This window comes from Variovorax gossypii (assembly GCF_003965815.1).
Taxonomy (GTDB): Bacteria; Pseudomonadota; Gammaproteobacteria; order Burkholderiales; family Burkholderiaceae_C; genus Variovorax; species Variovorax gossypii.
This window is the reverse complement of record NZ_RXOE01000002.1, coordinates 467,155-492,474: the sequence shown is the minus strand read 5'-3', so window position 1 is coordinate 492,474 and position 25,320 is coordinate 467,155. Positions and strand designations below refer to the sequence as shown.

The following is a 25,320-nucleotide window of genomic DNA, read 5'->3' as shown; positions in this document are numbered from 1 at the left end:
TCAAGGAGTCATCCATGAAAAGCAACCCCCGTTCGATGCTCTTCACAATGCTCGCAGCCGGCGCACTGACAGCCACCACCGCCGCGTTCGCGGCTCCGCCGGCCCGCGGAGAAGCCCCGGGCATCTACCAGCAGGAACTGGCCGTCTGCGGCCACAACCAGCAGGATCGCGCGGCCTGCATCCGCGAAGCCGGAGCGGCACGCCAGGCGGCCGCGCGCGGCGGCCTCACGAGCGCCCCCGACTACCGTGCCAACGCACTCGCGCGCTGCGGCCTGCAGCAGCCGGCCGATCGCCCCGCATGCGAGGCCCGCGTGCTCGGCAGCATGGGCAACACCACGACCAACGTGGACGGCAGCGTGATGGGCGGCGGGCTGATCCGCGAATCGGTCACCACCACCATGGTGCCAGTGGCGCCTGCGCCCATGGAACCGCAGCCGATGCCGATGCCCATGCCACGGCCGATGCCGGCTCCGATCCGCTGACCTGACAGGTTTTCCGCACCAGGGGCATTGCCATTTCCACGGAGATGGCGATGCCCCTATTGTCATATTTCTGTCATAAAAGCCCACGGCATGCTAGCTATAGTTCCCGCTCTCTGCCCACCGAGGAACCCTTTCTCATGAATGCCATCAAGGTCGCTCGCCGATTCATCGAAACGGACCCGGCCAACGAATCGGCCAAGATCCTGGCCCAGCTCGTGTTGGCTCTCGAGTCCGAACGCAGCTTCGAACTGATTACCCTCTACGACCTCGACTACAAGAGCTTCCAGCTCGCAATGGACATCCTGAAGGAGTGGCGGCTCGACCGCTACTACGCCAGCAAGTCCAAGCTGTTCGACCTGTCGCTGCAAGTCAGCGAACTCGAAAAGAACTCCACCGCCTCCTGAACCCCGGCGGCTCCGGGCGCCCCGCCCGGTATTCCCTCTCCCCGCCGCCCTACTTCCCCCAGCGCAACACCATCGGATCGAGCCGCTTCGCGGTCTCGATCAGCCCGGCACGCGTGTCGGGGTGCATGGCGGGCAGCGGATGGCGCGGCGCCTCGCAGGCGATCACGCCGCCCTCCTTCATCAGCGACTTGCAGGCCAGCAGGCCTGCCTGGCGGTTTTCGTAGTTGATGAGCGGCAGCCACTGCTGGTACAGCGCGAAGGCCTTCTCGCGGTCGCCCGAGCGGTGCGCCTCGATGATCGGCCGGATGCCGTCCGGATAGCCCCCGCCCGTCATCGACCCGGTCGCGCCCGCATCGAGGTCGGGCATCAGCGTGATGGCTTCCTCGCCGTCCCATGGTCCCTCGATGGCGTCGCCGCCAAGACGGATCAGCTCGCGCAGCTTCGAGGCCGCACCCGCCGTCTCGATCTTGAAGTACGCCACCTGCTCGATCTCCTTCGCCATGCGCGCGAGGAACGGCGCCGACAGCACCGTGCCGCTGGCCGGCGCGTCCTGGATCATGATGGGAATGCCCACCGCGTCCGACAGTCGCGCATAGAACTCGAAGATCTGCGGCTCCGGCACGCGGAATGTCGCGCCGTGGTACGGCGGCATCACCATCAGCATCGCGGCGCCCATGTCCTGCGCGCGGCGGCTGCGCTCGGCGCACACCTTGCTGCTGTAGTGCGTGGTGGTCACGATCACCGGCACGCGGCCCTTCACGTGTTCGAGGATGGTTCGCGTGAGCACCTCGCGCTCCTCGTCGGACAGCACGAACTGCTCGGAGAAGTTCGCCAATATGCACAGGCCGTCCGAGCCCGCGTCGATCATGAAATCGATGCAACGCTTCTGGCTCTCGAGATCGAGCGCGCCCTGTTCGGTGAAGGTGGTGGGCACCACCGGGAAGATGCCGCGGTATCTGGGGGTCATGGTGTACGGGTGTTGATCAGTGCGAGTGACGGGGAACGGCGGCGCCTCTGCAGCCGACGAGAAAATCGAAGTCGCAGCCTTCGTCGGCCTGCAGCACGTGGTTGACATAGAGCTTCTGGTAGCCGCCGCCGCGCGTGCTCATCGGCTGCTTGTCGGACGCGGATAACGAAGCCAGCCGCGCGGCCAGCTCCTCGTCGCTGATGTCGAGATGCAGGCGCCCCGCATCGCAGTCGAGCTCGATCCAGTCGCCGTCGCGCACAGCCGCGAGCGGGCCGCCGTCCGCCGCTTCGGGCGCAACGTGCAGCACCACCGTGCCATACGCCGTGCCGCTCATGCGCGCGTCCGAGATGCGCACCATGTCCTTGATGCCCTGGCGCAGCAGCTTCGGCGGCAGACCCATGTTGCCGACCTCGGCCATGCCGGGGTAGCCCTTGGGGCCGCAGTTCTTCATCACGAGGATGGAGCTGGCATCGACGTCGAGGTTCTCGTCGACGATGCGCTCCTTGTAGTGCTCCAGGTTCTCGAACACCACCGCCTTGCCGCGATGCCTCAGCAGCTCCGGCGACGCGGCCGAGGGCTTGAGCACCGCGCCGCGCGGCGACAGGTTGCCGCGCAGGATGCGGATGCCGCCGTCGGCAATGAGCGGCTTGTCCAGCGGGCGGATGACCTCGTCGTCGAGGCTGGGCGCATCGCGCACGTTGTCCCAGAGCGAATGGCCGTTCACCGTCAGCGCGCCGGGGTGCGGCAGCAGCTTGGCCTCGCCGAGCCGGCGCAGCACCGCCGGCAGGCCGCCCGCGTAATAGAACTCCTCCATCAGGAAGCGCCCCGAGGGCATCAGGTCGACGATGGTCGGCGTGTGGCTGCCGATGCGTGTCCAGTCTTCCAGCTCCAGCTCGACGCCGATGCGCCCCGCGATCGCCTTCAGGTGGATCACGGCGTTGGTCGATCCGCCGATGGCCGCGTTCACGCGGATCGCGTTCTCGAAAGCCTCGCGCGTAAGGATCTTCGACAGCGTGAGCCCTTCCTTCGCCATTTCCACCGCTCGCATGCCCGACATCTGCGCGAGCACGTAGCGCCGCGCGTCGACCGCCGGAATCGCCGCGTTGTGCGGCAGCGAAGTGCCCAGCGCCTCGGCCATGCAGGCCATGGTCGAGGCCGTGCCCATGGTGTTGCAGGTACCGGCCGAGCGCGACATGCCGCCTTCGGCCGAAAGGAACTGGTGAAGGTTGATCTCGCCCGCCTTCAGCGATTCGTGCAGCTGCCACACGGCCGTGCCCGAGCCGATGTTCTTGCCCTCGAGCTTGCCGTTGAGCATCGGCCCGCCCGTGACCACGATGGCCGGGATGTCGCAGCTCGCCGCGCCCATCAGCAGCGCAGGCGTGGTCTTGTCGCAGCCGGTGAGCAGCACCACCGCGTCGACCGGGTTGCCGCGAATCGCTTCTTCCACGTCCATGCTCGCGAGGTTGCGCGTGAGCATCGCGGTGGGCCGCAGGTTCGATTCGCCGTTGGAGAACACCGGAAACTCCACCGGAAAGCCGCCCGCCTCCGAGATGCCGCGCTTCACGTGCTCGGCGATCTTGCGGAAGTGCGCGTTGCACGGCGTGAGCTCAGACCAGGTGTTGCAGATGCCGATGATCGGCCGGCCGTCGAATTCGTGATCGGGAATTCCCTGGTTCTTCATCCAGCTTCGGTACATGAAGCCGTTCTTGTCGGCCGAACCGAACCATTCGGTCGAGCGCAGTTTCCTTGTCGTCATTTTTTGTAGAGCCAGTCAGCGCCGTGGGGCGCGCGAGGTGAAGAAGCGTTGCAGCAGGCAGAACACGAAGAGCAGAGCGCCCACGACGATGCGCGTCCACCACGAGCTCAGCGTGCCGTCGAAGGAAATGAGCGTCTGGATGATCCCGAGCATCAGCACGCCGAAGAGCGTGCCCGCCACGTAGCCCACGCCGCCGGTGAGCAGCGTGCCGCCGATCACCACCGCCGCGATGGCGTCGAGCTCCAGCCCCATCGCGTGCAGGCCGTAGCCCGAGAGCATGTAGAAGGTGAAGATCACGCCCGCCAGCGCCGAGCAGAAGCCCGAGAGCGTGTACACGCCGATGAGCGTGCGGCGCACCGGCAGGCCCATCAGGATCGCCGACTGCTCGCTGCCGCCGATGGCGTACACCGCGCGGCCGAACGACGTGCAGTGCGCAATGAAGATCGCCGCCAGCAGCACCACGATGGCGATCACCGCGCTGATCGACACCGAGGCCTCGCCCCACACCGGGATGCGGATCTGCGAGACCTCCGAGTAGAACTCGTTGGTGATGCTGATCGAATCGATGCTGATCAGATAGCAAAGCCCGCGCGCCAGGAACATGCCCGCCAGCGTGACGATGAAGGGCTGCAGCCTGAAGCGCTCGATGAGCACGCCCATGAACGCGCCGAATGCCGTGCCCATCGCAAGCACCAGCGGAATCACTATGCCCGGGCTCCAGCCGTGCTTCTCGACCAGCGAGGCCGACACCATCGTGGTGAGCGCGATCACCGAGCCAACCGACAGGTCGATGCCGCCCGAGAGGATCACGAAGGTCATGCCCACCGCCACGACGATGAGGAAGGCGTTGTCGATCAGCAGATTGAGGAACACCTGCGCCGAGAAGAAGCCGTCGTAGAAGACCGAACCCAGCGTCGCCACCAGCACGAAGAGCGAGATGGTCGCGACCAGCGGCAGGTACTTCGGGTTGAGACCCCTCTTGCCCCCTCTCCCGCCCCCTTTTCCGCGAACCGGAGAGGGCTGGGGTGAGGGTGCAGCGTCGATCACCGCGCTCATACCTTCGCTCCTTCATGCACAGGCCGCTGAACCAGCGCACGCACCTGCGACCTGAACTCCGGCGACTGCAGCAGCATCACCACGAACACCACGCCCGCCTTCACCACGAGGTTGATCTCGGGCGGCACGCCCAGCGAGTAGATCGCGTAGGTCAGCGTCTGGATGATCAGCGCGCCGATCACGCTGCCCACGAGGCTGAAGCGTCCGCCCGTCAGTGCCGTGCCGCCCAGCGTCACCGCGAGGATCGCGTCGAGCTCGATGAGCTGGCCCGCGTTGTTGCCGTCCGCGCTCTTCACGTTGGAGCTGATCAGCAGCCCCGCCACGCCCGCGCAGGCGCCGCAGAACGCATAAGCGCCGACGATCAGCCGCCGCGCCTGCACGCCCGCCACGCGCGCCGCCGTCGGGTTGATGCCCACCGCCTGGATGAACAGCCCGAGCGCCGTGCGCGTGATCGCCAGGTACAGCAGCGCGAACACCGCCGCCACGATGAACAGCGAGAACGGCAGGCCCAGCAGGTAGCCGCTGCCGAGGAAGAAGAAGGGCTTGTAGTAGATGGTGATGATCTGCCCGTCGGCGATCAGCTGCGCGATGCCGCGCCCCGCCACCATCAGGATCAGCGTCGCGATGATCGGCTGCATGCCCACCTTCGCCACCAGCAGGCCGTTCCACAGCCCGCACACGAGTGCGATGCCGATGGCCGCGAGGATCGCGAGCGGCATCGGAAAGCGGCTCGTGTCGCTGGACACCGAGCCGCCGATCATCCAGGCCGCAAGCGCCGCGGCGATGGCGACCACGGCGCCCACCGAGATGTCGATGCCGCGCGTGGCGATCACGAGCGTCATGCCCAGCGACACCAGCACCAGCGGCGCCGCGCGGTTCAGGATGTCGACGAGGCTGCCGTACAGGTGGCCTTCGCGCCACTCCAGGTGCAGAAAGCTCGGATTGAATGCGGTATTCACCGCGAGCAGCAGCACCAGCGTGACGATCGGCCACGCGAGGCGGTGATGCATCGCCGCCGAGAAAAGGTTCTTCTTCGGGTTCGTCATGCCGCGGCGATCATTTCGCAGACCTCGTCCTCGGTCGAGCCGCCCGGCAGCTCGCCCACCTTCTTCCTGTCGCGCAGCACCACGATGCGATGCGCCACGCGCACCACCTCGCTCATCTCCGAGGAGATGAAGATCACCGCCATGCCGGCCTTCGCGAGCCGCAGGATCTCTTCCATGATCTCCTGCTTGGCTGCCACGTCGATGCCGCGCGTGGGCTCGTCGAGGATCAGCAGGCGCGGCTCGGTCGCGAGCCAGCGCGCGATCATGGCCTTCTGCTGGTTGCCGCCCGACAGCAGGCCGATGGGCGTCTCGACGCTCGCGGTCTTGATGCCCAGCGACGCGACGAACTTCTCCGCCATCGCCGTCTGCTCGGCATGCGAGAGAAAGCGCCTGGTGCCCAGCCGTGCCTGCAAGGCCAGCGCGATGTTCTCGCGCACCGACAGCTCGGCGACGATGCCGTCCGTCTTGCGCTCCTCGGGACACAGCGCCAGGCCTTCGCGGATCGCATCGGCCGGGTTCGAGAAAGAGACGCTGCGGCCGTCGACCTTGAGCACGCCGCGATCCGGCGTCTCCAGCCCGAACAGCAGCCGCGCGAGCTCCGTGCGGCCCGCACCGAGCAACCCCGCAATGCCGACGACCTCGCCCGCGCGCACGCGCAGGTCGGTCGCCTGCAGCTGGCCCGCCTGCCCCAGCCCCTCGATCTGCAGCAGCGCGGGCGCGGCCTCGTCGAACGCGGGCAAGGCTGCCGGCCGCGCGGACTGCGCCGCCAGCTCGCGGCCCAGCATCGCGGCGATCAGCGCCTGCGGCCCGAGATCGGCCGCGCGCCACTCGCCGATCCATGCGCCATTGCGCAGCACGGTGATGCGGTCCGACACCGCATACATCTGGTTGAGGAAGTGCGTCACGAAGACGATGGCCAGCCCCTCGCCGCGCAATCTGCGCAGCACCTCGAACAGCTTTTCCACCTCGTCGTCGTCGAGGCTGGAGGTCGGCTCGTCGAGGATCAGCACCTTCGACGAAACGCCCAGCGCACGCGCAATGGCCACCATCTGCTGCACCGCCACCGAGTAGCTCGACAGCAACCGCGTCACGTCGATGTCGAGGCCGATGCGCGCCAGCAGCTCCTCGGCGCGCCGGTTCACCGCCGCCCAGTCGATGCGAAAGCCCTGCGCCGCGCCCTTGCGCGGATAGCGCCCGGCGAACACGTTCTCCGCCACCGAGAGGTTCGGGCACAGGTTCACTTCCTGGTAGACCGTGCTGATGCCCAGCTTCTGCGCCTCCAGCGGCGAGTGCGGGCGGATCGGCCGGCCTTCTAGCAGCATCTCGCCGCCGCTGGACGGCAGCACGCCTGTCAGCACCTTGATCAACGTCGACTTGCCGGCGCCGTTCTGCCCCATGAGCGCGTGGATCTCGCCCGGATGCAGGTCGAGCCGAACGTCGCGCAGCACCGGAATGCCGCCGAACTGCTTGTGGATGCCCCTGAGCTGGAGTACGGGGCCGGCGGTGCTTCCGTCTTCTGCCATGTCGTGCCGCTGCCCGTTACTTGTTCTTGTTGTAGACGTCGATGAAAACCGCCGCCAGCAGCACAAGCCCCTTGATGACCTGCTGGTAGTCGATGCCGATGCCCAGGATCGACATGCCGTTGTTCATCACGCCCATGATGAAGGCGCCGATCACCGCGCCCATCACGCGGCCCACGCCGCCCGAAGCGGATGCGCCGCCGATGAAGCAGGCCGCGATCACGTCGAGCTCGAAGCCCAGGCCGGCCTTGGGCGTTGCCGTGTTGAGCCGCGCAGCGAACACCAGGCCCGCCAGCGCCGCCAGCGCCCCCATGTTCACGAAGGTGAGGAAGGCCAGCCGCTGCGTCTTCACGCCCGAAAGCCGCGCCGCCTTCTCGTTGCCGCCCAGCGCATAGATGCGCCGGCCGACGGTGGTGCGGTTGGTGACGAAGTCGTACACCACGATCAGCACCGCCATCACGATCAGCACGTTGGGCAGGCCCTTGTAGGTGGACAGCAGGTAGCTGAAGAACAGGATGATGGCCGCGAAGAACAGGTTCTTCACGAGGAAGAAGGCGTAAGGTTCCTGCTCCATGCCGTGCGCCGCCAGCCTGGCGCGTCCGCGCAGCTTGAAGAACACCAGCGCCGCCGCGGCCAGCGCGCCGACGATCAACGAAGTGGTGCGCAGCGTGTCGCCGCCCAGCGGATCGGGAATGAAGCCCGAGCTCAGCCGCTGGAACTCCACCGGGAACGGCCCCACCGACTGCCCCGCCAGCAGCGCCAGCGTGAGCCCCTTGAACACCAGCATGCCCGCGAGCGTGACGATGAACGACGGGATCTTGCGGAACGCCACGAACCAGCCCTGCGCCGCGCCGATGACCGCGCCCGCGAGGATGCTCACCAGCGCCGTCGGCACGAAGTGCCAGTCGTACTCCACCATCAGCACCGCCGCCAGCGCGCCGATGAAGCCGCACACCGAGCCCACCGACAGGTCGATGTGGCCGGCCACGATCACCAGCAGCATGCCCAGCGCCATAATGACCACGTAGCTGTTCTGCAGCAGCAGGTTGGTGAGGTTCAGCGGCCGCAGCAGCGTGCCGTCGGTCAGCACCTGGAACAGCACCATGATCGCGACCAGCGAGATCAGCATGCCGTATTCGCGCAGGTTGTTCTTCAGGAAGCCGGCATGCAGCTTCGCCGATGCGCCCTCCGCCGCGGGAACGGCGGCTTTCACCGCGTTGACTTCAGGCTGCGACATGAACGGAACTCCCTGAACTCACGATGGCGTGCATGATGCGCTCCTGCGAAGCTTGCGCAGCCGGAAACTCGGCGACGAAGCGCCCCTCGTTCATCACGTAGATGCGGTCGCACATGCCGAGCAGCTCCGGCAGTTCCGAAGAAATCATGAGAATGCCCTTGCCCTCGCCGGCAAGCCTGTCGATGATGGTGTAGATCTCGTACTTGGCACCCACGTCGATGCCGCGCGTGGGCTCGTCGAGGATCAGCAGCTCGGGCCTGGTGAAGAGCCACTTGCTCAACACCACCTTCTGCTGGTTTCCGCCTGAAAGGTTGACCACCAGCTGCTCGATGCCCGAGCAGCGGATGTTGAGCGCCTTGCGGTACTCATTGGCCACCTTGAACTCGCGCCCGTTGTCGATCACCGATCTGTCGGCGATCGCATCCAGGTTCGCGAGGCTGATGTTCTTGCGGATGTCTTCCTCGAGCACCAGCCCGAGGCCCTTGCGGTCTTCCGTGACGTAGGCGATGCCGTGGTCGATGGCCTTGCGCACCGTGCTCACGTCCACCTGCTTGCCATGCATGAACACCGAGCCGCTGATGCGCTGGCCGTAGGAGCGGCCGAAGACGCTCATGGCCAGCTCGGTGCGGCCCGCGCCCATGAGGCCCGCGATGCCGACGATCTCGCCCTGGCGCACGTTCAGGCTCACGCCCTTGATCTGCTCCCGATCGGCGTGCAGCGCGTGATGCACGCGCCAGTCGCGCACCTCGAACACGGTCTCGCCGATCTTCGGGTCGCGCTGCGGGTAGCGGTGCGCCATGTCGCGCCCGACCATGCCGCGGATGATGCGATCCTCGCTGATGGGCTGGCCGCGGCAGTCCATGGTCTCCACCGTCGCGCCGTCGCGCAGCACGGTGATGGAGTCGGCCACCTTGGCGATCTCGTTGAGCTTGTGCGAGATGAGGATCGAAGCGATGCCCTGGCGCTTGAGTTCCAGCAGCAGCATCAGCAGCGCGTCGCTGTCGTTCTCGTTGAGGCTGGCGGTGGGCTCGTCGAGGATCAGCAGCTTCACCTCCTTGGCCAGCGCCTTCGCTATTTCCACCAGCTGCTGCTTGCCCACGCCCAGGTCGGTCACCAGCGTGGTCGGCGGCTCCTTCAGGCCCACCTTGGCGAGCAGCTCGCGCGTCCTCGCATAGGCGGCGAACCAGTCGATCACGCCGCCGCTGGCGATCTCGTTGCCCAGGAAGATGTTCTCCGCGATGGACAGCAGCGGCACCAGCGCCAGCTCCTGGTGGATGATGATGATGCCGAGCTTCTCGCTGTCGGCGATGCCCCCGAAGCGGCGCTCCTCGCCCTCGAAGAAGATCTCGCCGGTGTACGAGTCGCACGGGTAGACGCCGCTCAGCACTTTCATGAGCGTCGACTTGCCCGCGCCGTTCTCGCCGACCACCGCGTGGATCTCCCCCGCGCGCACGCTGAGGTTGACGTTGCTCAGCGCCTTCACGCCGGGAAACGTCTTGGTGATGCCGCGCATCTCGAGGATGGCGGCATCGGCTGTGCGACCGTCGACGCTCACTTGATCTGGCTTTCCTTGTAGTAGCCGCTGTCGACCAGCACCGTCTTCCAGTTCGACGCGTCCACGCTCACCGGCTTCAGCAGGTACGAGGGCACGACCTTGATGCCGTTGTTGTAGGTCTTGGTGTCGTTCACCTCGGGCGTCTTGCCCGAGAGCATCGCGTCCACCATGGACACCGTCACCTTGGCCAGCTCGCGCGTGTCCTTGAACACGGTCGAGCTCTGCTCCTTGCGCAGGATCGACTTCACCGACGGAATCTCCGCGTCCTGCCCCGACACCACAGGCATCGGCTGCGAGCCCGAGCCGTAGCCCACGCCCTTGAGCGAGGACAGGATGCCGATCGAAAGCCCGTCGTACGGCGACAGCACCGCGTCGACGCGGTCCTTGGTGTAGAAGGCCGACAGCAGGTTGTCCATGCGCGCCTGCGCCACCGCGCCGTCCCAGCGCAGCGTGCCGACCTTGTCCATGCCCATCTGCTTGCTGCGCACCACCAGCTTGCCGCTCTTGATGTAGGGGTCGAGCACCGACATCGCGCCGTTGTAGAAGAAGAAGGCGTTGTTGTCGTCGGGCGAGCCGCCGAAGAGTTCGATGTTGAACGGGCCCTTGCCGCTCTTCAGCCCCAGCGCCGACTCGATCGACTGCGCCTGCAGCACGCCGACCTGGAAGTTGTCGAAGGTGGCGTAGTAGTCGACGTTCTTCGAGCCCTTGATGAGCCGGTCGTACGCGATGACCTTCACGCCCTTGTCGGCAGCCTTCTGCAGCACGTCGGACAGCGTGGTGCCGTCGATGGCCGCGATGACCAGCACCTTGGAGCCCTTGGTCACCATGTTCTCGATCTGCGCGAGCTGGTTCGGGATGTCGTCGTCCGCGTACTGCAGGTCGGTCTTGTAGCCCTTGTCCTTGAAGTACTTGACCATGTTGGCGCCGTCGGCGATCCAGCGCGCCGACGACTTGGTCGGCATGGAGATGGCGATCAGGCCCTTGTCCTGCGCGTTGGCCAGCGGCGTGAAGCCGACGATGGCCAGTGCGATGCCCGCGAGCGAGGCCTTGAGGAAATTGCGTTTCATGGTGCTAGGAACTCCGTCTTTCAATAAGGGCAGGTCTTTCAGGGAACACCGCGGAACCGGCTTTGCCGGGCCGCTGGTGTTGCCCCCGGCGAGGGGGTTGGCGAAGCGACACGAAGTGCGCGAAGCCTGGGGGAGTACTCAATATCTGCGATTGGGGAATTCCTTGGCGGCGACTTCCATCGGGAAGATGCTCTCCACGGTCACGATGCGCTTGGGCAGCGTCTTGCCGTCCTTGATGTCCTTCACGGCCTGCATGAGCTGGGGCCCGAGCAGCGGGCTGCACTCGACCGACACGTTGAGCTTGCCGGCGATCATTGCCTCGAAGGCGCCCTTCACGCCGTCGATGGAGATGATCACGATGTCCTTCGCCGGCTTCAGGCCCGCTTCCTCGATGGCCTGGATCGCGCCGATGGCCATGTCGTCGTTGTGCGCGTAGAGCACATTGATCTTCTTGCCCTCGGCCTTCAGGAAGGCTTCCATCACTTCCTTGCCCTTGGCGCGCGTGAAGTCGCCGGTCTGCGAGCGGATGATCTTGAACTTCGGGTCGGCCTTGATGATTTCCTCGAAGCCCTTCTTGCGGTCGATGGCCGGCGCCGAGCCCACGGTGCCCTGCAGCTCGACGATGTTCACCTCGCCCTTCTGGTCCTTCATCTTCTCGACCAGCCAGCGGCCGGCCTTGCGGCCTTCCTCGGTGAAGTCGGAGCCCATGAAGGTCACGTAGAGCGAGTCGTCCTTGGTGTTGACGGAGCGGTCCGTCAGCACCACCGGGATCTTCGCGGCCTTCGCTTCGCGCAGCACGGTCTCCCAGCCCGACTCGACCACGGGCGAGAAAGCGATCACGTCGACCTTCTGCGCGATGTACGAGCGGATGGCCTTGATCTGGTTTTCCTGCTTCTGCTGCGCGTCGGAGAACTTCAGCTCGATGCCAGCCTCCTTGGCGGAAGACTTGATCGACTCGGTGTTGGCGGTGCGCCATTCGCTCTCCGCGCCCACCTGGGCGAAGCCGAGCACGAGTTTCTTCTGCGCGAGCACGGAGGCGGGCAGCAGTCCGCCGAGCGCGGCTGCGGCCAGGGCGGTGTTGAGGGTGCGGCGATTCATGGTCATGGGATGTCTCCTTCTTGATGATTCCGAGGATTTGCCGGTTGGCGTTGGCGGTTGACGTGCTGAAACCCCGTCCGGTCAGGCCAGCATGTAGCCGGTCTTCACCGTCGTGTAGAACTCCGCGGCGTGGCGCCCTTGTTCGCGCGGCCCGTAGCCCGACCCCTTGCGGCCGCCGAAGGGCACGTGGAAGTCCACCCCCGCGGTCGGCAGATTGACCATCGTCATGCCGACCACGGCATGGCGCCTGAAATGCATCGCGTGCTTCAGCGAATTGGTGCAGATGCCCGCGCACAGGCCGAAGGGCGTGTCGTTGCACAGCGCCAGCGCCTCGTCGTAGTCGTCGGCGCGCAGCACGCAGGCCAGCGGCCCGAAGATCTCCTCGCGCGCGATGCGGTGCGAGGGCTTGGCGAGGAACAGCGCGGGGCTGATGTAGTGGCCGGCGGTGGCGCGCTCCAGCGCCTCGCCGCCCCACACGTGCTCGGCACCTTCCTCGCGCGCCACGTCGACCCACGCGAGGTCCTGCGCGAGGCGCTCTTCGTCGACCACCGGGCCGATGTCGACGCCGCGCTCCAGCGCGTGGCCGATCTTCAGCGTCTTCAGGCGCTGGCGCAGCTTCGCCACGAAGGCGTCGTGCACCGCCGATTCCACGATGAGCCGGCTCGACGCGGTGCAGCGCTGGCCGGCGGAGAAGTAGGCGCCCTGCACCGCGCAGTCGACGGCGCGGTCGAGGTCGGCATCGGCCAGCACCACCAGCGCGTTCTTGCCGCCGGTCTCCAGCTGCACCTTGGCGCGCCGCGCGGCCGCCGCCTGCAGGATGCGCTCGCCGTTCGCCATCGAGCCCGTGAAGCTCAGCGCATCGACCAGCGGGCTGTCGACCAGCGCCTGCCCCACCTCGCGGCCGCTGCCCATCACGAGGTTGAAGGCACCGGCCGGCAGCGCGGCGCGGCTGATGATCTCGGCCAGCGCCCAGCCGCAGGCCGACACCAGCTCGGCCGGCTTGAAAACCACGCTGTTGCCGTGGGCCAGCGCGGGAGCGATCTTCCACGCGGGAACGACGAAAGGCGAGTTCCACGGCGTGATGAGCCCCACCACGCCGACCGGCTCGCGCGTGACGTCGACCTGCACGCCCGCGCGCACCGAGGCCACGTTCTCGCCACCGCCGCCGCGCAATGCTTCACCGGCGAAGAACTTGAATATCTGGCCCGAGCGGGCCACTTCGGCCACCGCCTCGGCCAGCGTCTTGCCCTCCTCGCGCGCCAGCAGCAGGCCCAGGTCGTCCTTGCGTGCGAGCAGCTCGGTGCCGATGCGGTCGAGCACGTCGGCGCGCCGCTGCGGCGTGCTGTGGCTCCAGTGGGGAAAGGCCTCGGTGGCGGCGCGGATGGCGGCTTCGGCCTGGCGGCGATCGGCACGTGCGTACTCGGCCACCACTTCGCTGGTGTCCGAGGGATTGGCGCTCACACCGGTGGTCGCGCTGGTTTCCCAGCGGCCGTTGATGTAGAGCCGCACGTTCTGATGGATCTCGCCATGGATCACCGGGGCGTGGACCTTGTCTCTGTTGTTCTTGAAGTGCCGGCAGTCTATGTATAGATTTGATATCGATCCAATCGTTTTTTAAGCAAAATGGATATCGATCGCCGGATTCTGGAAAACCCGATCAGTCCTTTGTTTCAAGCTCCAGAGACATGACCAACTACAACCACTGGTTCATCCGCGCCCGCCTCAAGACCCGCCAGCTGCTGCTGCTCGTGGCCCTGGCCGAGGAGGGCAACATCCATCGCGCGGCGCAGGTGCTCAACATGACGCAGCCGGCCGCGTCCAAGCTGCTGAAGGACCTGGAGGACGTGCTGGAGGTGCCGCTGTTCGAGCGCCTGCCGCGCGGCATGCGGGCGACCTGGTACGGCGAGACCATGATCCGCCACGCCCGCGTGGCGCTCGCGAGCCTGAACCAGGCGCACGACGAGCTCACCGCGCTCAAGGCAGGCCGCTTCGGCCAGGTGAGCGTGGGCGCCATCACCGCGCCCGGCCTCACGCTGATGCCGCCGGCCGTGGCGATGGTGAAGCGCGAGCAGCCCGACCTGCGCGTGTCGCTGGAGATCGAGACCAGCCCGGTGCTGATCGAGCGGCTGGAGCAGGGCAAGCTCGACATCCTCGTGGCGCGCCTTTTCGCCGAGCACGACAAGTCGCAGCTGCGCTACGAGGCCCTGAGCGAGGAGCCGGTGTGCGCGCTGGTGCGCCCCGGCCATCCGCTCCTGGGCGTGAGCGGCCTCACGCTGCGCGACGTGGTGAGCGCCGGCTGGATCGTGCCGCCCGCGGGCAGCGTGCTGCGCCACCGCTTCGAGCTGATGTTCCAGGAGGAAGGCCTCGCGCCGCCGAGCAACACCATCGAGAGCTCGGCCCTGCTCTTCATCACGCGCATGCTGCAGCAGAGCGACATGGTGGCGGTGCTGGCGACCGACGTGGCGCGCTACTACGCATCGCACGGCATCGTGTCGCTGCTGCCGCTGGACATGCCCTGCCACATGGACGCCTTCGGCATCATCACGCGCACCGACCGGCTGCTGTCGCCGGCGGCGAAGGTGATGATGAAGGCGCTGAAGACCGCGAGCATGAGCGTCTACGGACGCAAGCTCGAGATCGACTGACCGGATCGATCCGCGGACCTGGTCAGGTCCAGCCGGCGTCGACGGTGAACTCCTGCGCGGTGCACATCTTCGCGTCGTCCGACGCCAGGAACAGCACCATGCGCGCGATGTCTTCCGGCATCAGCTTGTCGGGCAGGCACTGGTTGCGCTTGAGCGCCTGCTCGCCCTCATCGTCGAGCCAGAGCTTGACCTGCCGCTCGGTCATCACCCAGCCGGGAGAAACGGTGTTGATGCGGATGCGGTCGCGGCCCAGTTCCACCGCGAGCCCGCGCGTGAGGCCGTTCACCGACGACTTGGCGATCGCGTAGCAGGGATAGCCCGAGCCCTTGGTCTGCCAGCCCGTGGAGCCCAGGTTGACCACCGAGCCGAAGCCCAGTCGCTTCATGCCCGGCACCACCGACTGGATCGCGAAGAGCGCGGGCCGCTCGTTGATGGCCATGCGGTTGTCGTAGTAGTCGGGCGTGACCGATTCGAGCGTGTGGCGGTCGTCGCTGGCCACGTTGTTGACCAGCACCGCGAAGTCGCCGAGTTCGGCGGCGGCATCGGCAATGGCCTTCTGCAGCGAGGCGATGTCGCGCACGTCGCAGGCGCGCCACCACGGCGCCGCATGGCCGGCCTCTTCGATCTGCCGTGCGAGTGCCGCGCTGGCGCCCTCGGCGATGTCGACGAAGGCCACGCGCGCGCCCTGGGTCGCGAAGGCGGACACGATGGCCGCGCCGATGCCGCTGCCGCCGCCAGTGACGAACACCGTGCGGCCCGCCAGGCTGGGATGGATGGAAAGCTGGGGGGAATTCAAGAAAAGTCTCCGGAGTGCCCTGCATCTGACATTGCAATATGCATATCGATCAATGCATGGATTTTTAATTTCCGTTATCAATATGCCTTGATACGATCCGCCGCGTCAAGAAGACACGAACAGGAAACAAGACCAATGAGCAAAGAGACAAGCCCCGTTCCCTCTCCCCTCTCCTCCCCTGCCGTCATCGGCGAAGCCGAATGCATCTGGCCCGCCGGCGCCAACCTCGGCGAAGGCACGTTGTGGTCGCAGCGCGAGCAGGCGCTGTACTGGATCGACATCCTCACGCCGCGCCTCTTCCGCTACGACCCCGCCACCGGCGCGCAGCGCACCTGGACCTTCGACGAGGAGATCACCGCCATCGCCGAGCGCGCCTCGGCACCGGGCCTCTTCATCACGCTGCGCCGCGGCTTCGCGCTGTTCGACACCACCGCGCCCGGCAACGAAGCGAAGCCGCGCTACCTGCACCAGCCCGAGCCCGAGCGCACCGGCAACCGCTTCAACGACGGCAAGTGCGATGCCCGCGGCCGCTTCTGGGCCGGCAGCATGGACTTCGACTGCAAGGCGCCCACCGGCGCGCTCTACCGCTACGACGCCGACGGCCGCTGCACGAAGCACGACGACGGCTTCGAGGTGACCAACGGCCCGACCTGGTCGGCCGACGGCCGCACCATGTATTTCAACAACACGGTGCTCGACAACCTGTATGCCTACGACTTCGACATGGAAGCCGGCACCGTGTCGAACCGCCGCGTATGGCATCGCTTCCCCAAGCCCGACGGACTGCCGGACGGCATGACCACCGACGCCGCCGGCCGGCTCTGGATCGCGCACTGGGGCGGCTCCTGCGTCACCTGCCACGACCCGGTGAGCGCGGCCGAGTTGTGCCGCATCGCCATACCCGCGAGCCACGTCACCGACTGCGCCTTCGGCGACGCCGACCTGCGCACGCTCTACATCACGACCGCCCGCAACAGCCTCACGCCCGAGCAGCAGGCCGCCGAGCCGCTGGCCGGAGGGCTCTTCAGGGTGCGCATCGACAGCCCCGGCGTGCCGGCGGCGCTGTTCGCGGGCTAAATCCCACGGCCGTCGAGGGACGTAGCGCCCGCAAGCGCGCAGGATGCGCGCAGTTGTCGGACATTCGGACTTTCCGACGCCGATGGCCATGCTGAACTTCTCGACCGACGACATCCACCCGCGGGACCGCTTCGACCACTGGTGCGAGGTTCGCGGGCGGCACATGTTCGGCGTCACGATCGAACTGCCGCGCGAGCGCCGGCCCGATTTCCAGGGCCGCTTCCACGCCGTTCCGGTTGGCGGCGCGACTGTCTCGAACATGAGCGCCTCGTCCTATCAGATCAGCCGCACCCGCGCCGACATCGCGCGGGTCGCCAGCCAGAGCCTGTGCATCGGCCTGCAGGTGCGCGGGCCGGGGCTGATGAACACCGACCGGGCTTCCGGCCTGCAGATACGCGAGGGCGACCTCGTCGTCAATCACTCCGACCTGCCCTACGCCGGCACGCCGGTGCGCACCGACGGCTTCGACTTCCGCATGATGCGGATCCCGCTGACGCCCGAGCTGCTGCTCGGCGCGCGGGCCGACGACCTGTTCGCCGAACCCCTGGACCGCGCCGCGCCCTTCCTGCGGCCGCTGATGGCGCAGTTCCAGGCGCTCACGCAGCACCCGGCGGACATTCCTGGCGCCGAGACCGAAGTCGCCCACGCCGCCCGGCTGGCGCTGCTGGCGCGCGGGCGCCTGGCACCGGGCCTGCCGGAAAGCCGCGCCGCGCTGCGCTCGGGCTTCCTGCATGCGGCGCGCGAGATCCTGGCGCGCGACCTGCGGCTGCCCGAGCTTTCGCCGGCCAGGGTCGCCCGCGAACTGGGCATCTCGCTGCGCCAGGTGCACGTGCTGTTCGAGCCCACGGGGCTGTCCTTCGCGCGCACGCTCACGTCCATGCGGCTCGCCGACGCCTCCAGGATGCTGGCCGAGGCGCCGGAGCGCTCCGTCACCGACATCGCCTATCTCTGCGGCTTCGACAGCATCGCCACCTTCTACCGGGTGTTCCGCGCGGCCTACGCCATGACGCCGCGCGACGCGCGGGCGGCGGCGGCGCAGGGCGGGTGACGCCTGCGGCGCCGTACTTTCGAAAACAGAAGTACCAATAAATCAGGGCGCCTGCGCGCATTGAGAAGACGGGCGGGGCGCCTTCGCGAATCATCCGCGGCATGTATCTGCATCCCCTGACAGCCGGCCTGCCGGCGGCGGAGCGGGAGGCGCTCGCCCGCCAGAGCCAGCTTCGCTACTTCAAGCGCAACCAGACCGTGCTGCGCATCGACGAGCCCACGGACAGCATCTACTGCGTGGCCAGCGGCCTGCTGCGGGTGGCCGCGCCGGGGCGCGACCCCGACGCGGAGTTCACGAGCGAGTTCATCCGCCGGGACGATTTCTTCTTCGACCTGTCGATCCGGGAAGACCGCTACACCTCGTCCCAGGCGCTGGTGGCGGCGCTGCCTTCGTCGGTGTATCTCGTGCCCATCCGCGCAATGCGCGAGCTGTGCGTGAGGCATCCCGCCGTCGCGATGGCGCTGCTGGGCCTGGCCATGAAGCGCATGAGCATGCTGCGCGGCCAGATGCGGCGCGTGACGACGCTGCCCTCCGAAGACCTGGTGCGCCGCGTGCTCTACCAGCTCACGGAGCTGGCGCCGGCTCCCGCGGGCGGCTATGACAAGCGGATCTCGCAGTCGCTGATCGCCTCGTACTCGGGCCTCTCTCGCGAGGTGGTCAACAAGACGATGCGCGACATGGAAAGCCGCGGCCTGCTGCGGCGCGACGGCGAGGCCGTGCACGTGTCGCCAGAATTCGCGGCGACCGACTTCGGCACCCTGCCGGAAGACTCAGCCGGCGATGCCGAAGCGATGCTCGGTCGCGCTGCGGAAAACCCCGGACGGCCGCAGCACTGTTGAAGGAAAGTCCGGCCGGTTCGGCGAATCGGGGAAGTGCTGCGTCTCCAGGCACAGCCCGTCGCCCTGCCGCAGGCTCGCGCCCGCGCTGCCCAGCAGGCTGCCGTCGAGGAAGTTGCCCGAATAGAACTGCACGCCCGGCTCGCTGGTGTGCACTTCCATCACGCGGCCCGAGGCCTCGTGCTCCAGCCGCGCCGCGAGCGCCAGCCCCTGCTGCGCCGGATCGCGGTCGAGCACCCAGTTGTGGTCGTAGCCGTGCGCGCGCAGCAGCTGCTCGTGGCCTTCGCGGATGCGCTCGCCGATGCGCGTCGCCGCGCGAAAGTCGAAGGGTGTGCCCGCCACCTCGGCGATGCCCAGCGGGATCAGCGTCGCGTCCACCGGGCAGTAGCGGCTTGCGGCGAGGGTCAGCCGGTGGTCCATCACCGAACCGCTGCCCGCGAGGTTGAAGTAGTCGTGATGGCTCAGGTTCAGCACCGTGGGTTTGTCGGCGGTGGCGCTGTAGTCGATGCGCCATGTGTTCGCCTTCGTGCCCAGCGTGTAGCGCACCACCAGCCGTACCTCTCCCGGGTAGCCCTCTTCCCCGTCGGCGCTGGTGTAGCTCAGTTCGATGGCGATGGCGTCGTCGCCGGCTTGCCGAGCCGGCACCGGCGCGATCTCCCAGTAGCGCTTGCCGAAACCCGTCGCTCCGCCGTGCAGCGAGTTCGGGCCGTTGTTCAGCCCCAGCTGGTACGCCTTTCCGTCGAGCGTGAAGCGCCCGCCCGCGATGCGGTTGGCGTATCGCCCGACGATGGTGCCCAGGTGCGGATGCGGCCCGAGATAGTCGGCCAGCGTGGGCAGTCCCAGCACGATGTTCGCGCTGCGCCAATGACGATCGGGCACGCGCAGCGCGGTGACGATGCCGCCGAGGTTGATGGCACTCAGGCTCAGGCCCCGGCCGTTGTCGAGCGTGTATTCGGTGACCGCGCGGCCGTCGGGCATGCGGCCGAACTCGCGCGAGGTGATGCTGTTGACGTTGCTGATGCTCATGTGTCTCCTGCGGTTCAGGGAAACAGCGCCTCGCGCGCGCACTGCGAGGCGGTGCGCAGCGCGATGCGGTCCTTAAGGTCGTGAAAGTCGGGCGGCTCGGCCGCATGGGTGCGCAGCTCGATGCGGTGGCCGGCTTTCGTCACCGCGTCGGCAAAGCGCTCCTGCAGCACGAAGGGCGTGTTGCGGTCCTCGCGGTTGCCGATCAGCACGATGCGCCGCGACGGATCGCGCGCGATGCCGCCCACGTGGTCGAGCGGGTCGTAGAACTGCGTGCTGCCGGTGGTGTCGGTGCGGCCGTCCTTCGAGCGGCCCAGCATGCGCGCGCGCTCCAGCAGGCCGTAGGCACCCGAAGTGAGCACCGCGCAGGCCACGCGCGTGCGCCCCATCGTGAGCAGCGCGGCGCCCGCGGTGGCGCCGCCGCTGTGGCCGACGATCACGATGCGCTGCAGCCGGTGGCGCTGCATGAGCGCGTCGAGCGCGGCATCGAGCGCGTGGAACTCCACCAGCTGGCGGCGCTTGCGGTGGTCGCCCGACGAGCCGTAGGTGCCGGGCCGTGCCATGAAGATCCACGGCACGCCCGCGCGGTCGCGGCTGCGCTGCGCGTCGAGCGTGCGCAGCTCGTCGGTGTTCTCGGGAATGCGCGTGGGCGCCTGGTCCATCACGCCGTCGCGGTCGCCCGAGAACTGCACGATGGCGATGCGTGCGCCGTCGATGTCGTCGCTCGCGAAATAGCGGATGCAGGACGGTCCCTCGACGGCCTGCACCCACAGGAAGCCGTTGCGGTCGGGGCAGCGGCTGCGGTCGGCGGGCTGGTTCCAGTACAGCACCTCGTCGTTTCCGGCGGCGAAGAGGCGGGGCACGTCCGGCCCCGTGCGCTGCGCGCAGGCCGCCTGCGCCAGCGCGAGCAGAACGAGCGCGCCGCGCGCGCAACGGCGAAGGAAGGCCGGCGTCGTCATAGCCGCTGCAGCAGCCCGGGGATGCTGCCGAAGTCGGAACGGTCGCGGTCGCCCTTCACCAGTACGAGGTCGCCGTCGCGCAGGAAGGTGCCGAGGTAGTTGGCGAGCTGCACGGCATCGTCGAAGTGCGGGCCGAGCAGCTCGGCGGGCATTTCCTCGCGCAGCCAGCGCATCTCGGCGCCGTGCGTCACGAGGTGCTGGATGCCCGAGGCCAGCAGCGGCTCGGCCAGGCCGCGGTGCATGGCCTCGGCGTCCTTGTCGAGATTGACGATGCGCCCCAGCACGCCGATCTTGCGCAGCACCGGGCCGGCATCGGCACGCTGCCAGGTGCGCACGAACTCCATGGCGTTGCGCATCGACATGACCTCCGCGTTCCAGCTGTCGTCGATCAGCGTGGCCTGCACGCCGCCCAGCGTGCGCAGCGCGCGCACCTGCATCACCGAGGCCGGCAGGCGCACATGCGGCATGCGCGCGCAGGCGGCCTCGCCGTCGAAGCCCATGGCCAGCAGCGCCGCGAAGGCGAGCACCGAATTGCGCACCAGCCCCGCGCTCTCGACCGGGAACAGGTACTCGTGCGTTCGCCCCGGCACGGCAACGCGCACACGGCAGCCGCCGCCGGGCTCGGGCCGGGCGTCGAGCATGCGCACGTTGGCGTCGGGCCCGCTGCCCACCACCCAGATCGCGCCCGCCGTGCGCGCGGCCGCCTCCACCACCTGGCGCAGGCAGGGAATGTGGTCGGGCACGATCGCCACGCCGCCGGGCTCCAGCCCGAGAAAGATGCGCGACTTGTATTGAGCCGTGAGCTCCAGCGTCGGTGCCTGCCGCGTCTGCGAGAGCCCCACCTCCGTGAGGATGGCCACATGCGGCCGGGCCATCAGCGAGATGGGGCCCCGGTCCATCCACAGGCCGCTCTGCGCCATTTCGAGGATGCACACGTCCACGTCGGGCCCGAGGTTCGCCAGCGTGGCCGGCACGCCGACGCGCGAGTTGTAGTTGTAGACGGTGGTGTGAACGCGCGCGCGCTCCGGCAGCAGGTCGCGCAACATAGCGATGGTGGACGACTTGCCCACCGTGCCGGTCACGCCGACCACCAGGCCCTTGAAGCGCGCCCGCGCGGCCTCGCCCATGGCGAGCATGGCGCGGATCGGATCGTCGGCCTGCAGCAGCGGAAAGGCCGGATCGAGCCCCTCCACCGTGCGGGCCACGACGGCGCCGGCCAGCGTGAACTGCAGGCGGGGCAGCTCGAGATGGCGGTCCCAGTTGTCGGAGCCCGGCTTGCTGTAGCTCTCGTGAACGGCCAGCGTGCGGTAGTCGGAAGCGACGAAAAGAGACGGCTGCGGCAGCACGCCCATGTGCACCGGGCCGCGCACCACCGAGTTGGCGTACCAGCCCGCCGGCGGCTCGACCAGCCAGCGCCCGCCGGTGGCCCGCTGCACCTCCTCGGCGGTCCACACGGGCGCAGGGTGCGCAGCCGCGCCGGGCCGGTCGGCCGAGAGCACGGGCGCGGGACGTTCGGGCAGGGGCACGGGCAGCTCCGGTACGCGCAGGCCGCACCAGAACGGCAGGCGGCGCGGAGGCGGCAGGCCGGGAAGATCGCCGCGCACGCTCACCTCGAGCTGCAGCACGTCGCTTTCCAGCAGCCCCGCGCGCGGCGGCCGCAGGCCGTAGCGGTCGCGGTAGATGCGGCCGGGCTCCCAGCGGCTGGTGGGCCACATCCAGTCGCAGGGGTCGTGGTCCATGCCCTCGCCCCACGGCGGCATGCGGCTGCTGCGCATCGGCATCGCGCGGAAGCCCACGCGCAGGTCGGCGGCGACGGGCTCGTCGACGGACCAGAACGACTCGACCCACAGCAGGCGGCGCCCGACGATCTGCTTCGGCGTGCAGCGCAGGCCCACGAGGCGCAGCGGGCCGATCTGCAGCGGCGCGATGCGCGCGTCGTCGGGCACGGCGTCGACCAGCCATTCGGGTCTTGGCGCGGACAGCGCAGCGATGACCGGCGCGGGCTGCTGTGCTGGCGCGGCAGCGTCTGTGGTGCCGGCCTGGAACGCCTGCCGGTCCGGTGGCGACAGCCTCGCGACGCAACGGCCGCCAGGCAGCGGAACCATCTCGGTACCGAGCGCGCGGCATTGCGCGGCGAAGCGCTCGCCGAGCGCCTGCGCCTCGTCGCCCTCGAGTTGCCGCGAGAAACCGAAGCCGACGCCGATGGGCGTGAACGTCACTTCCTCCACGCCGCGCGGGCTCAGCGCCAGCGTGAAGACGCCGGAGTCGCCGAAGTCGTTGCGCACCGAGTCGAACAGCAGGTCGCCCGCGTCGTGCAGGATCGGCCGGCCGCGATGGATCTCGATGCCCTGCAGCACGTGCGCCGAGGTGCCGAGCACCGCGTCCGCGCCGGCATCGACGATGGCGTGGCCGACGGCGATCTCGGCCTGCGTGGGCTCGGTTTCGAGATTGGCGCCCCAATGCACCGCCACCAGCACCACGTCGGCCTCGCGGCGCGCGGCCTCGATGCGCGGCGCGAGCGTGGCGGTCCATGCGGAGGGATCGTCGAGCGGGAGCCACGCGGCACCCGCGCGTTCGGCGGTGGCGGCGAAGCTCGGCTGCGTGGCGTCGAGCGAGAACAGCGCCACGCGCACGCCCCCCGCGCGCCGGAAGGCCGGGCGCAGCGCGGCCTCGGGCGTGCGGCCGGTGCCCGCATGGGCGATGCCCGCGACCTGCAGCAGGGCCTGCTGCTCCATGAGCGCCTCGGGGCCGTAGTCACCGCTGTGGTTGTTGGCGGTGGCGACCATGCCGATGCCGGCCTCGGTCAGCACCGCGAGCATCTCGGGGCGCGCGCGATAGTAGTAAGGGCCGGCCTCGCCCTTGTCCACGCCCTGCTCGCCCACGGTGGCGACCACGCATTCGAGATTCACGATGCGAAGGTCGGCCTCGCGCAGCGCGGCGATATCGCCGAGCATCCTGTGCGCGCCGCCGAGCTCCTTCAACCGGTAGTGCTGGCGGCGCGCGAGGTTCACGTCGCCGCCCCATGCGACGGTGCCGGTGCCCGCCGCGCGGCCCTCGTTCTCCTTCAGCATGCGGTGGTAGGCCACGTAGCCGGAGAGGTAGTGCTCCACGTCGTCGATGCGCACGCGGAAGCTGTGGTGCTTGATGAAGAAGGAGCCGGCGATGCGCGCGGGGTTGCGGAAGAACATCGCCAGCTCGGGCCAGAAATGGCCGTTGGCGAGGTAGCGCGCGCGGTACTCCAGCGCGCGGTCGAACCTGTCGCGGTCGAGCCCTTCCAGCAGCGGGCGCAGCTCGGGGTCGACCTCCAGCCGCAGCACCATGTCGCGCGCGGCCATCATCAGCTCCAGCAGCGTGGGGAAGGTGGTGATGCGTTCCAGCACGAAGTCGAGGTACCCCGACACGTTCTGCAGGCCGAACCGGTAGTAGCGCACTTCGGGCCGGTAGCGCGTGAGCTCGTTGACGCAGTAGCTCAGCCAATGGTCGTGCGCGCGCCAGTGCTCGGCCGCAATGAAATGCTCGAAGGCCTTCTCGACGACCGCGAGCCAGCGCTCGTCGCGCGTGAGGCCGTACAGGCGCATCAGCCCGAAGGCGGCCTCGCCGTCGTAGTAGATGACGCGGAACCTGTCCTTCACGTCGAGCGCGGGCGCATTGAGCACGTGCACGAAGCTGCCGCTCTCCGGGTCCTGCATGTGGCGGATGCCCAGCGCGAGCTGCTCCAGCAGCGGCAGGTATCGCTCGTCGCCCGTGAGCTCGGTGTACTTGACCAGTGCGAGCAGGCACACGGCATTGCCGCCGAGCTTGATCTCGCTGCCGATGTCCAGCAGGTAGGCCGCGCGCGTGCCGTCGGGCAGGTTGGCCGGGCGGATCAGCGTGCCGGTGAGGAAGGCCAGCGAGCGGTCGATGGCGGCCTTGAGCGCGTCGTTGCGCGTGAGCTCCCACGCCTCGAGCATCGCGTAGGTCGAGCTCGCGTGGCGCAGCGTGTTGTAGGTGGGGATGGTGCGGTCGAAGCAGGGAAACCAGCCGTAGTGGAATTCGCCCGTGGGCTTGACCTGTTCGGCGAGGTAGTTGCCCGCGTCGTCGATCAGTGCGTGCACCTGCTGTGCGTTCCATTCACGCAGCTCGCGAAAGCCTGCCGCCTGCCCTTCTGCCGTGACGGGCCATGCGCCCTTCGCGTCGACGTAGACCGCCCGCGTCGTGAAGCACCAGACGGGCGCGGCATCGTCCGCCGGAAAGTCGAGCTCGCGGCCGAAGCGCCGCTTGGTGTGCAGGCGCAGGTTGCCGGCGTTGGGCTCGGCATGGTCCACGTCGCCGTTGTAGAGGATCGCGCTGCCGTGCATCTCCTGCGCGAGCAGCGCGAACTCGAAGCGCGTGTCGAAGGCGATGCCCTCGTTGAAGTAGTTGCGCTTTGTCTGCGCGAGCCTCGCCTTCAGCTCGCCCCAGCTCATGGGCACGACCTTGTCGACCACTTCGGCGCGCAGGCGCTGCGGCGGCTGCGCGGCTCGCCTGGCCTGCGTGGTGACGGCATCGGCGGCGGCGCGCCATGCGGCTTCGATGTCGCCGCCGCGGCCCGAGGCCACGCGGGCCCGGCTGCCGCTTTCGCCGATGGCGAAGAAGACCACGCAGCCCGCCTCGCCGGTGACAGGCGCCGTGGCGGGCAGAACACCCGCCGGGTCCGCCAGGGCCTGCCTGGCGCGGTTCAACAGATCTGCAAGAGGATTCTTCTGGTCTTGATTCATGCAGCCGCGAAT

At 68.2% G+C, this 25,320-nt stretch carries 20 protein-coding genes; 6 read left to right on the top strand and 14 right to left on the bottom strand.

Features of this window, described 5'->3' with window-relative positions; all coding sequences use genetic code 11:
- Positions 1 to 14: 14 nt before the first annotated feature.
- The gene (locus EJP69_RS09980; RefSeq protein WP_126469784.1) at positions 15 to 482 is read left to right on the top strand and encodes a hypothetical protein; all 468 of its coding nucleotides are present in this window, start codon (positions 15 to 17) and stop codon (positions 480 to 482) included.
- Positions 483 to 619: 137 nt separating this feature from the next.
- Positions 620 to 886, top strand: coding sequence for a hypothetical protein (locus tag EJP69_RS09975; protein ID WP_093196707.1), 267 nt, complete (start codon positions 620 to 622; stop codon positions 884 to 886).
- A gap of 49 nt (positions 887 to 935) precedes the next feature.
- On the opposite strand, the gene EJP69_RS09970 is transcribed toward EJP69_RS09975, so the two are convergent.
- The 10 genes from EJP69_RS09970 to EJP69_RS09925 all read right to left on the bottom strand — a co-directional run bounded on the left by EJP69_RS09970 (position 936) and on the right by EJP69_RS09925 (position 13,724).
- Positions 936 to 1,853 (bottom strand): dihydrodipicolinate synthase family protein, encoded by a 918-nt coding sequence (locus tag EJP69_RS09970; protein ID WP_126469782.1) that lies wholly within the window; start codon positions 1,851 to 1,853, stop codon positions 936 to 938.
- Positions 1,854 to 1,869: 16 nt separating this feature from the next.
- A complete protein-coding gene (locus EJP69_RS09965; RefSeq protein WP_126469780.1) occupies positions 1,870 to 3,609 on the bottom strand; it encodes an IlvD/Edd family dehydratase in 1,740 nt (579 codons plus the stop codon).
- A gap of 15 nt (positions 3,610 to 3,624) precedes the next feature.
- Positions 3,625 to 4,665, bottom strand: coding sequence for a galactofuranose ABC transporter, permease protein YjfF (yjfF, locus tag EJP69_RS09960; RefSeq protein ID WP_126469778.1), 1,041 nt, complete (start codon positions 4,663 to 4,665; stop codon positions 3,625 to 3,627).
- On the bottom strand, positions 4,662 to 5,711 hold the full coding sequence (locus EJP69_RS09955; protein ID WP_126469776.1) for an ABC transporter permease: 1,050 nt from the start codon (positions 5,709 to 5,711) through the stop codon (positions 4,662 to 4,664). Before EJP69_RS09955 ends, yjfF begins: the two co-directional genes overlap by 4 nt.
- Complete coding sequence (locus EJP69_RS09950) at positions 5,708 to 7,234, bottom strand: sugar ABC transporter ATP-binding protein (protein WP_093196719.1); 1,527 nt, start codon at positions 7,232 to 7,234, stop codon at positions 5,708 to 5,710. Before EJP69_RS09950 ends, EJP69_RS09955 begins: the two co-directional genes overlap by 4 nt.
- 16 nt (positions 7,235 to 7,250) lie before the next feature.
- Positions 7,251 to 8,468, bottom strand: a complete 1,218-nt coding sequence (gene mmsB / locus EJP69_RS09945; RefSeq protein ID WP_093196721.1) for a multiple monosaccharide ABC transporter permease — start codon at positions 8,466 to 8,468, stop codon at positions 7,251 to 7,253.
- On the bottom strand, positions 8,455 to 9,981 hold the full coding sequence (gene mmsA, locus EJP69_RS09940; protein ID WP_126471055.1) for a multiple monosaccharide ABC transporter ATP-binding protein: 1,527 nt from the start codon (positions 9,979 to 9,981) through the stop codon (positions 8,455 to 8,457). Before mmsA ends, mmsB begins: the two co-directional genes overlap by 14 nt.
- 38 nt (positions 9,982 to 10,019) lie before the next feature.
- Positions 10,020 to 11,090: a multiple monosaccharide ABC transporter substrate-binding protein gene (gene chvE, locus EJP69_RS09935; RefSeq protein ID WP_126469774.1), complete on the bottom strand. Its 1,071-nt coding sequence runs from the start codon at positions 11,088 to 11,090 to the stop codon at positions 10,020 to 10,022.
- 138 nt (positions 11,091 to 11,228) lie between these two features.
- On the bottom strand, positions 11,229 to 12,194 hold the full coding sequence (locus EJP69_RS09930; protein WP_126469772.1) for an ABC transporter substrate-binding protein: 966 nt from the start codon (positions 12,192 to 12,194) through the stop codon (positions 11,229 to 11,231).
- A 75-nt stretch (positions 12,195 to 12,269) separates the two neighbouring features.
- Positions 12,270 to 13,724, bottom strand: a complete 1,455-nt coding sequence (locus EJP69_RS09925) for an aldehyde dehydrogenase family protein (RefSeq protein WP_093196727.1) — start codon at positions 13,722 to 13,724, stop codon at positions 12,270 to 12,272.
- Between the two features lie 149 nt (positions 13,725 to 13,873).
- Between EJP69_RS09925 and EJP69_RS09920 the strand changes: the two genes are divergently transcribed.
- Positions 13,874 to 14,833: a LysR family transcriptional regulator gene (locus tag EJP69_RS09920; protein ID WP_093196729.1), complete on the top strand. Its 960-nt coding sequence runs from the start codon at positions 13,874 to 13,876 to the stop codon at positions 14,831 to 14,833.
- A gap of 22 nt (positions 14,834 to 14,855) precedes the next feature.
- On the opposite strand, the gene EJP69_RS09915 is transcribed toward EJP69_RS09920, so the two are convergent.
- Positions 14,856 to 15,629 carry an SDR family NAD(P)-dependent oxidoreductase gene (locus EJP69_RS09915; RefSeq protein ID WP_126469770.1) on the bottom strand — a complete coding sequence of 258 codons (774 nt, stop codon included), beginning with the start codon at positions 15,627 to 15,629 and terminating at the stop codon, positions 14,856 to 14,858.
- A 135-nt stretch (positions 15,630 to 15,764) separates the two neighbouring features.
- On the opposite strand from EJP69_RS09915, the gene EJP69_RS09910 reads away from it, so the two are divergent.
- From EJP69_RS09910 to EJP69_RS09900, 3 genes are all read left to right on the top strand, one after another.
- Complete coding sequence (locus EJP69_RS09910; protein WP_126469768.1) at positions 15,765 to 16,706, top strand: SMP-30/gluconolactonase/LRE family protein; 942 nt, start codon at positions 15,765 to 15,767, stop codon at positions 16,704 to 16,706.
- Between the two features lie 82 nt (positions 16,707 to 16,788).
- Positions 16,789 to 17,754 carry an AraC family transcriptional regulator gene (locus EJP69_RS09905; protein ID WP_240652105.1) on the top strand — a complete coding sequence of 322 codons (966 nt, stop codon included), beginning with the start codon at positions 16,789 to 16,791 and terminating at the stop codon, positions 17,752 to 17,754.
- 101 nt (positions 17,755 to 17,855) lie between these two features.
- Positions 17,856 to 18,593 carry a Crp/Fnr family transcriptional regulator gene (locus EJP69_RS09900; RefSeq protein WP_126469766.1) on the top strand — a complete coding sequence of 246 codons (738 nt, stop codon included), beginning with the start codon at positions 17,856 to 17,858 and terminating at the stop codon, positions 18,591 to 18,593.
- On the opposite strand, the gene EJP69_RS09895 is transcribed toward EJP69_RS09900, so the two are convergent.
- From EJP69_RS09895 to EJP69_RS09885, 3 genes are read right to left on the bottom strand one after another with little or no spacing between them, the layout of a single operon-like run.
- Positions 18,525 to 19,616 carry an aldose epimerase family protein gene (locus tag EJP69_RS09895; RefSeq protein WP_126469764.1) on the bottom strand — a complete coding sequence of 364 codons (1,092 nt, stop codon included), beginning with the start codon at positions 19,614 to 19,616 and terminating at the stop codon, positions 18,525 to 18,527. The genes EJP69_RS09900 and EJP69_RS09895 overlap by 69 nt on opposite strands.
- 14 nt (positions 19,617 to 19,630) lie before the next feature.
- The gene (locus tag EJP69_RS09890; RefSeq protein WP_093196739.1) at positions 19,631 to 20,572 is read right to left on the bottom strand and encodes an alpha/beta hydrolase family protein; all 942 of its coding nucleotides are present in this window, start codon (positions 20,570 to 20,572) and stop codon (positions 19,631 to 19,633) included.
- Positions 20,569 to 25,308, bottom strand: coding sequence for a CapA family protein (locus EJP69_RS09885; protein ID WP_126469762.1), 4,740 nt, complete (start codon positions 25,306 to 25,308; stop codon positions 20,569 to 20,571). The genes EJP69_RS09890 and EJP69_RS09885 overlap by 4 nt, the downstream gene beginning before the upstream one ends.
- Between the last annotated feature and the right edge of the window lie 12 nt (positions 25,309 to 25,320).